This window comes from Flavobacterium piscis (assembly GCF_031457575.1).
GTDB lineage: Bacteria > Bacteroidota > Bacteroidia > Flavobacteriales > Flavobacteriaceae > Flavobacterium > Flavobacterium piscis_A.
The window spans coordinates 40,359-49,933 of the sequence record NZ_JAVDWQ010000025.1; the positions used below are offsets into that span (position 1 = coordinate 40,359).

Below are 9,575 nucleotides of genomic sequence, written 5' to 3' on the forward strand. Positions count from 1 at the left end.
TTTTTTTATTTTAATTTTTAGGACTCCAACCGTTTAATACTTTCTCCAAATCATATTTTTTAAGATCGGATTTTTTTAATTGATGCGACCATGAAGCTCTTTTAGATAGATCTTTTGCTCCTTCGCCTTTGCTGGTATATTCTGCATAAAAAACAGTTTTTTCCTTGTCAGGGAAATTTTTATCGCCTTTCCACGGATTCCAGCCTTCCGCAACAATATGGGAACCTAATTCAGTATTTATGAAAACCGTTTTTGCATAAGGTCGCCACGGACGTCCCAGAAAAACTTGATTTACTGTATTGTCTTTTGCTGTTAGTTTACAATTCACAAATACAAAACCATATTTGTCCTGTTGAGTTGTTGATGCAGCCGTAACGTAAGAGTTGCTAAGGCTTTCGATAGTACAATTGTAAAAATAGGCAGTTGCTGCTCCGAATATAAAATCAGTTGTTCCATTGATATAACAATTTTCGAAATAATTTCTGGTTCCGCCTTTTGCTAAATATAATGTATCCTGATTTCCTAAAATTGAACAATTTTTAACCGCTACTCTGTCTCCTTCCGTGTGCAAAGCGACTGCCTGACCTACTTTGCCGGATGTATTTTCTACAGTCAGGTTTTCTAAAGAACAATCATTTCCCTGAACCAATAAAGTATAAGAAGTATACGTGCTGAATTTTGCATCTCCCGTAACATCAATTCCACGAAATGGTTTTCCAGAGTAATCATTGAATGAAATAACAGTTTTTTCTCTATCAGAACCTTTTAAAGTAATATTTCTTTTAAAAGAAGGAATGACCACTTTTTCATTATAAACACCCGACTTTATTGTAATAACAACACGTTTTTCGGCGTGATCTCTCACTTTATTAATCGCTTCCTGAATGGTTTTAAAATCGCCTGAGCCATCTTGGGCAACTGTTAATTTAAAACGGTTGTCAGTTGTTTGTGCTGAGGATAAAATAGAAGTAAAAGTCAGGAATAAGGCTAAAATATATTTCATCGGTTTTTATTTTTAAACATATAAGTCATATAAGATTATCTTTTAACTATTCTGATTTAAAAGTAAAAAATAAGCTCATTTGAGTTTTAAACAATATAAAACAGAAACTTATATGACTTATATGGTAAATTAATTTAATGTGACAACCATACAGACATTTCGCCCTTGCCCTTGTTTCCCCACGCAAAATAAGGAATTAATTTTATAGAATATTCCTTGCTGTCTTTTGTAGAAACGGGTTTGTATAACTTTTTATCCCATGAATTATCTGGAGTAATTAATGAACTAGCAGTTATACTCAGCAATTCTTTGTTATCAATTTTAATAAAATTGGTAGTGAATTTAGAATTTAAATCCAAAACAACATCATTTACTTTTACATTTGCCGGAAGTTCATTTGATTCCAGGCAATATACAATCGGGCCTCTTTTTACTGCCACCTGATTTTTTATTTCTTCCACTAATGGATTGGCCTGCATCAATTCAACCGGCATCGGAATATTCAATTCAATGACATCTCCTTTTTTCCATTTTTGTGCTATTTTTTGGTACGAACCTGAAGCAATTGCATCATTAATATTTTTACCATTGATTGTAATTGTTGTTCCCTGACTCCATCCCGGAATTCTCAATAAAAAAGCATAAACATCTTTCGGAGCTTTTACGATTTTCAAAGAAATTTTACCATCCCAGGGATAATTGGTCTGCTGTTCAATTTCAATTTTTTCTCCCTGGGGTGTTGATGAATTCAGGTTGTTGCTTCCGTATAAATTGACATACAATCCTTCTTTCGAAAAATTATAAGCGTAATTATTCACCTCAGCAATTGTTCTTGTTACATTTGGCGCACAGCAATTCGACAAAGCAATATAACCTTCACGTTCTTTGCTCCATCTTTGTTTAAAAGGCAAATCCTTCGAAACATTCAACGGATTATTATAAAAGAATTCGGTTCCTTCCAGACTGATTCCTGATAAAACACTATTATACAAAGCTAATTCTACAATGTCAGCATATTTGGCATCGCCCGTAATTTGGAGCATTCTCCAGTTCCACAAAACATTTCCGATATTGGCACAAGTTTCCGTATGTGCCGTAGCATTTGGCAATTGAAAAGGTCTTCCGTACGCCTGATGAATTTTCTGTACATCGGTTGGATTATAAGAAGTTCCATCCGGAGAAACACCATCGTATAAAGAACCACAGGCACCTGTGATGTACATTTTTCGGTACGTTACATCATCCCAAATCGATTCCAAATTGTCTAATAATTTTTTTTCTCCGGTTTCCGCATACAAATCTGCTACGCCTGCGTATAAGTAATTCGCTCTTACGGCGTGACCCATTGCTGTTGTCTGCTGCCTAAATGGAATTCGATCCTGATTATCATCTGTTCCGTCATTGGTTGTTCCTCTAATGTCTATTAAATTATTGGCTAATTCCAGATATTTAGGATTTTTCGTTGTACGATACATTTCAACAATTCCCATATAATGTGATGGGCAAATGGCATTTCGGGCTAATTCAGGAGAAGCTTTTTTGTAGAAATCATACAGAAAATCAGCAACGCCTTTGGCAATATTCAAAAAATTGGTTTTTCCGGTAGCACGATAGTGAATACAGGCAGCCGTCATCAAATGTCCCATATTGTATTTCTCGAAACCCAGTTGTCTTTTTACTTCTTCAGGGCCCAAAGTTCCCCAGCGTTCGTCAATTAAAACAGGAGTGTGTAAGTACCCGTCTTTGCGCTGTGCTTTTGCAAACAATGCAATAGCTTTATCCATTTGGGCATCTAATTTTTTATCTTTTGTTATAGCATAGGTAGCTGCCATTCCTTCAAAAATCTTGTAAAAATCCCCATCATGAAACGAAGGCCCTTTGAAAGTTCCTTTGCTTTCGCCCGCAGCAATTTCGAAGTTTTTATAAGCGTGGGAAACTTCATCATTGTGATACAAATCCCACATATACGGCAAAGTATTTTTGGTTTCTACATCAAATTGTTCTTTCCAGAAACCATTTGTCCATTTTACATCCTGTAAATTGACACTCTGCAATTTGGAATAAGGACTTTCTGAATTGGCAACCAAACCTTTATTCTGAGCCAAAAAAGCACTCGAAAATAATATTGCCGATAATAGAATGATGTTCTTTTTCATTTTGATTATTTTATATTGTGATAATTTAACGCTGATGACACGGATTGCTAAAGCAAAACACAGATTATTGCGGATTGTCTTTTGCCACGAATTTCACTAATTCCACTAATTTTTTTGAAATCTAAAATAATAGCAAAATAGTAATTAGTGAAAATTCGTGAAATTCGTGGCAGACCTTTTTTATTTTACAAAGAAATTTATAGTACGGCTCATTGAATCCCCATCTTCATCTTTGACTGTGATAACAACAGAAGCAAATCCACTTTCTATAGCTGTAAACTGAATGTCTTTTCCTTTTAAAACTATTTTACCGTTCTTAAGATCCGAAAAAGTATAAACCGGCTTTTTATCATATCCTTTAAAGTAATCTGCTGCCGAAAGTTCTTTCTTTTCACCTGCATTGATGAAAAAATGTGGCTGTGCCATCCAGTCTAAATACTCATCCAATTGTGTAAAACCATTTTTATCTACATCTAAATTCGAATCTGAAAAATCCCCTGCAACTGAGTTTTCATTCAAGCCAAAAGCTTTTTCCCACCAATTTGGCAATCCATCGTGATCGGTATCCCAATCAGCAGGACGGGTTTCAGAAGCGAAATTTAGCCATCCGCCAGCATCAGCTTCGTTGTCAATCATTCCACCAATACCGCTTTTGCTTCCTTTATAGGTAAAAGTCCCTTTAAGCGTTTCTTCGACAATTCGCTTATCGTGTTTGTCAAAAAACGGCTGATTCGCACCAACATCCGAGAGTACATTTTTATAGGCCGCTTTCGCCGATTGTGTATTTACAAAAGATTCGAAAAATGGTTTTGGCAAAAACACGTCATAATCTGCAGTCGCATTATTGGACAATGTAAATTTTCTTCCTTTGTCCTGATTTTTTTCATCAAAATAACCCTGCATTACATTTCCATCAAAATAGTATTGTTGTTTTCCTTTTCCAACACCTTCAATCTGTGCATTCAGCGCCACAAAAATATCCGTAGCAACTCCCGGCTTGTAATAATTATTGACAAAATTGACTTCATTGGCACCGCCGTCAGTGGTTCTTTTTCCCCAGTTGTAAACCACATTATTTCTGATATCCAATCTTCCTGTATAGAAACCGTCACCGCTTAAACCACCGCCAATACTCCAGTTACGTCCGTAATTATGTGCCAGTAAATTGTGATGAAAACTTCCGATATCACCACCAATTGTAGCTGCATAACCGTGCATTTTTCCGGCAGGATATTTATCGTGTCCCGCTATGTTTAAGGCCTCCGAAATTAAAGTACGTTGCAGTGTAATATGATGTGCACCGCGGGAACTAAAAGATTCGTCAATCGTCCAGCTGATAGAACAATGGTCTATAATACTATAATTGGCACCAGTAAGTCCCATTCCATCATAAGTTGTTCCGCCACCAATTCTAACTTTCAAAAATCGTACAATACCGTCATTCCCAGTCAATCCAAGAGGTGCACGGCTAATCGTGATTCCTTCACCTGGAGCCGTTTGACCCGCGATAGTGATATAAGGCTGGTTCACCACTAATCGTGAAGCCAGTTTGATATTTCCTGAAACATTAAAAACAATGGTTCTTGGTCCGATTTCCTGATTGATGGCATCACGTAAACTTCCCGGTCCGTCATCGTTTAAGTTAGTAACTTCCACTACTTTTCCGCCTCTTCCGCCAAGCGCAAAACGACCATAACCTTCCGCTCCAGGAAAAGCTAGCTGCGCAGGTTTAAATGACCAGACATTTCCTAATGTTATTTCGCCTTTGGCATCAACTTCATCTACTCTCCAATAATAGGTTGAACCGCTGTATAAATCAGTAACAGTAAAGTTTCTATCTGTTAATTTTCCTTTAAATTCTTTCGAAGATTGATTGGCATTGGCAACCGCATTGGCATCTTCTCCGAAATATAAATTATGCGCTACCGCCTTTTTGGAAGCATCCCATTCTAACACTACTTTTTTATCTACTGCAACGACATGCTCGTTTCTGTTTTCCGGTTTTGGGCTACGTGCCTGGTTCATCAGGTTTGGCGTGTCAATTTCAAAACCATTGATTACTATTTGTCTGATATCCGGGCTTTTAGCCTGATCGATTTCAAAACGAACAATTACATCTTTACCTTTCTGTGCAGTAAAAGTAATATAAGACATTGCCGCATCAATCTTTTCATTCGCTCTTTGACTGGCATTTACTGTCTCCTGAAGTTTACCGTTTACGAATATTTTTATCGGTGAAAAAGTTTTTCCGGTCGTTACATCAAATGCATTATGATACGTCAAAAGTGTATGCTTTCCTGATTTTAATCCGCTGATTTTAAGTTCAAGATTTTCAGCCGTTACCAAGCCGTCACTTCCTAATTTGTTGTAGTGAGGTGCGCTCATTCCGACTTTGTACCATTTCGAAGTAAAGTTACCTTTTAACTTAAACGTCAGGTTGTTAAAAGTTTTTTGATCTTCTTTATTTTCGTTAATAACCCACGAATCATATCCCGGAGCATGAACTTCTTCCAATCTTCTTTGATGAAAATCAAAATCGACTTTTACAATTTGTTTGTCGGTATTCTGTGCCTGACCGTTTGCTGTTAAAAGCATTGCCAAAGCAAAAGTGCCCGCTAATTTCTTTATCATTTTCTTTTAATTTAATTTGGTTTTTTCTTCTGCTGATGCATTCAACAGATTTATAATATCTTTTTCTCTTTCTTTCGGAATTACTTTTAAAACTTTCAATTCGCCATTTAAGAGTTCAGCTTCGACTGTCGTATTGTTTGTAGCGTATAATTTGAAATGCACATTCCAGTCTTTTGGCCAGGCCGAAAAAAGGTAGATTTTTCCATTCGCTTCCTGCAAAAGCATTTCCTGCATGCCAATCATTCCCGAACCGCCCCAATTATGATCCGGAACCCAGTCAAAACCAGGGCCCCAAAAGGCAGGAAATCTTCTGTCGGCATTCGCCATTTTTAGTAAACTGTATTTTTTTGCTTCTTCGGTCAATCCTAAACGGGCAGCAAAAATATTATCCTGTTTCCATCCAATATGACTTCTGAATTTTATCGCATCCGTATCGTATTTCCATGTATTTAAAGCAGTTTGCAAATCGGGTTTTCCGATTCCGTAAATTCCCCACGGATGCACCGGATATAATTGTGGTACTTCGGAATTATTGATACGTTCCCACGTTTTAGCCGGAAGCAATACTTTATGATTCTCGATTTGACCAAAATTCAAAGGCGGAATTCGTTTTTGAAAACCTTTTAAATATTCGGCTTCTTCTTTTGACAGTTCTTTTGCCGAAAGGTTTAAGAGCTGTTCTGTAATTACGGTCAAAGCCGAAATAGTGCTGTTCGCATTATTAGTCATTTTATACGTTTCAGCAGCTGAACCTGGAAAAAGAACCAAATGACCATTTCCATCCAATGCTTTTCGACCTCTATTCTTCGCCAAATATTGATAATGTTCATCAAAAAATCGAAGACAGCTTATGATAAACGAATTGTATTTTTGAATATCCTCGCCAGCATATTCTTTCTGCTGTAACATCATTTTGCAAAACTCAAAAACCGTATCCCATTCGTATTCCAGCCATGCGTTATACTCCATTCCCGGATCATAATCTGCCGGGCGTTTCCATTCGTATTCGGCTGGATTGGGCAAACCGAAATTTTCCAGTTGTTCTGTAAATGATGCTCCACCGTGTTTCCAATAAACCTGCGAACGTAATTCGGCATTTTTTTGCAAGCTCAGATAATAATCCAATTGCGATTTCATCATGTCAAAATCACCGCTTTTCACCATTGGGAAATAAACCAGTCTTTGATTTTGAGCAGTCATTGTTCCACCTCCCCAGTTTCTGAAATCGGGTGTAAAATTCAAATCGGGATTGGTAAAAACAGGATCTACTGTAAATAATCCTCCGTTGAATTTTGTCGGATATTTACCGTACGCATTACAACTTAGCATATAACGAAACAATTGATAATTCTGCCCGATTTGATAAACAGAATCTTTTGCTGTAGAATTACTTTTTTGGGTATAAATAAAACTACGGTTCCAGAAATTATTCCACCATTTTATAGTGCTTTTTTCTGCTTGTTTTGATTTGATTTTATAGTCTGAAATTTGATTTTTTAAATCTTTGCTCCAAAAATTTATATCCGATTGATTGGTATATAAATGAATTTCTAAAGCTTGTTCATTGGAAGGTTTTACACTCGAAAGACTGAATCCCTTGAAATCTGTATTTTGATAGGTTCCTGAATAGGTTCCATCCGGTTTTAGATTATCACCAATCATAAATCCGCCAAAAGTCAAATTCGCCAACGGATTCAGCATTTGGTCTTTTACCGATTCCATTTTCTGCTGCTTTACCGCAACATCAAAAACAGTTTGTTGTCTGTTTTTGTGATAAAATTTTACGCCGTTATTTTCAAATGCAATTGAATCCTTGAATGTTACAATTTCTTCTTGCGGAGCCCATTTATAAGAATTGGCATTATTGGCTTTTCCTTTGGAATCACGATTCTTATAACGCCAGCTCTCATAAGAGGCCGTCATTTTTAGAGGTGTTTTACTTTCTAAATCCAGATGAATTACCGGTTTAAAAACATCTACCCAAAGTTTGATTTTAGTATTATTTTGAGCTATCGAAATATAACCGTCTTTCAAAACTAATTCTTGTTTAAAACCTTCGTTATCCTTAAACGGATTTGGGGTTAGACTCACTTTTACGCGACCTAATTTAAGTAAAGTATTGTGTTCGTCGAAAGTCCCGCTTCGGGAAAAATAAAAATACAAATCGCCTTTTTCTACCCAGACATTAGCACCAATATCACCTCCTCCCAAGGGCATGGATTCTGATGAATTGTTGCTTTGTGTTGTCCAGACTTGGTTGTAATTATTGAGCACAGGAATTTGTGCATTTGTAAAAAGCGTAAAAATGAGGAATATGTAAATTGTATATTTCAAACTGATTTTCTTTATTTTTTTTAGTCTCGTTTGTCATTTCGACGGAGGAGAAATCACACTAGTAATTCGACAAAGATTGGCACTTTTAGGAACGGAGTTTCGTGTGTGATTTCTCCTTACGTCGAAATGACAAAAAAACTTCACTTTGTTAGACCTGAAAGGTTTTAAAACCATAGGTGTTCGGAAGTTATCTAAGTTGTATTAAATAGTGGTGATTTGCTTGGGTCCCCATCGCAGATTACCACTATTTCTTTTATTATTTCCATATTTAGTTCTTCTGTAAATTGAAATTTTGCAATTTTATAGCTTTTTATCTCATTAACCTTTTTATAGATTAATAGCAATATTGCCGTTATCATTGTCATATACATCATTACTTTTATTCCGTTTTCACTATAACTTAAAAAATGTTTAAAATGAAGGTGTTGCTTAATGAATTTAAAAAACACTTCGATGTCCCATCTTTTTCTATAAATACAGGTAATTTCATCAGCTCTCAAATCTTCAATATTTGTTAGAAAAAAAAGGACTTCCTTTGTTTTTCTGGATTCGGCTTTTATTAATCTGAAAGGCTCTTTAAACAAACATTTTTTCTCATGAAACAGGTTAACTTTCTCATCACTTAGAATTTTTAATGTTTCTGTTTCTAAATCTTGGCTCAGTTTGTTTTCTTCTATAATTTTTATGCTCTTGGTAGGATTTATTCTGGTTACAAAAGAAATATTCTTGTCGTTGAATTCTTTAAAAGTCCTGCGCTTTTTTAAACCTCTGTCAAATACAACAATTTCATTGTCGTTGATATTCGCATTTAATATTGCCTCTCCCAAAGCTATATCTTCGCCCAAGTATTGCTGCTGATTGTGAAAATTTAAATCCAAAGGAAGATTATTGTAAAGACCAATGGTAAATTTGATTTGGTTCTTGGTATGTTCGCCATTCTTGTTTTTCAAGCCATTCACCATTCCTTTCTTTAAAAGTTTACTTGAAACTGACAAACTTGTCGAATCAAATTGTCTTATGTTATAAACATCTAAGCCATCTTTAAAATAACTCTTTGAAAAATGAAAAACATTTTGAAAAATCTTTTCGAAATATTCATGGTTTATGGCAGACAATCGTTCAGAAATACTACTGAATTTAACCGTCTCAGACCTGTCAACACCTGAAAACAACTTAAACATGTTGCTTGCAAAAACTTTCTCCATTATTCTTAGACTTACTTTAGTATCATCTAGAATACTCATCAGGATAAGTTTGAAAACAACTTCGCCAGACAATTTCTTAGCCTTATAATCAACTTTAGTTTCAATTGCTATTGATTCTAAAATACCTTTATCTATTAGCTTTAGTAAAGAATTTACCGTAACTCCTTTTTGCATAAGATTTAGTTTTGTAAAACTAAAATATGAAAATATTTCAATGAACTTATGTCTTCCGAACACCTATGTTTT

Annotated in this window: 5 protein-coding genes; all 5 read right to left on the bottom strand. The window is 35.6% G+C overall.

All coding sequences use genetic code 11. The annotated features are described in order from the left end of the window. Positions 1 to 10: 10 nt before the first annotated feature. Positions 11 to 1,003 (bottom strand): pectinesterase family protein, encoded by a 993-nt coding sequence (locus tag J2W48_RS22030; RefSeq protein ID WP_310284232.1) that lies wholly within the window; start codon positions 1,001 to 1,003, stop codon positions 11 to 13. Positions 1,004 to 1,137: 134 nt separating this feature from the next. Then, positions 1,138 to 3,159, bottom strand: a complete 2,022-nt coding sequence (locus J2W48_RS22035) for an aceric acid hydrolase (protein WP_310284234.1) — start codon at positions 3,157 to 3,159, stop codon at positions 1,138 to 1,140. A gap of 180 nt (positions 3,160 to 3,339) precedes the next feature. Beyond that, on the bottom strand, positions 3,340 to 5,790 hold the full coding sequence (locus J2W48_RS22040; protein ID WP_310284235.1) for a pectate lyase family protein: 2,451 nt from the start codon (positions 5,788 to 5,790) through the stop codon (positions 3,340 to 3,342). A gap of 6 nt (positions 5,791 to 5,796) precedes the next feature. Continuing rightward, positions 5,797 to 8,124: a DUF5703 domain-containing protein gene (locus J2W48_RS22045; RefSeq protein ID WP_310284237.1), complete on the bottom strand. Its 2,328-nt coding sequence runs from the start codon at positions 8,122 to 8,124 to the stop codon at positions 5,797 to 5,799. A 191-nt stretch (positions 8,125 to 8,315) separates the two neighbouring features. Then, positions 8,316 to 9,503, bottom strand: a complete 1,188-nt coding sequence (locus tag J2W48_RS22050; protein ID WP_310284202.1) for an IS4 family transposase — start codon at positions 9,501 to 9,503, stop codon at positions 8,316 to 8,318. Positions 9,504 to 9,575: the final 72 nt, after the last annotated feature.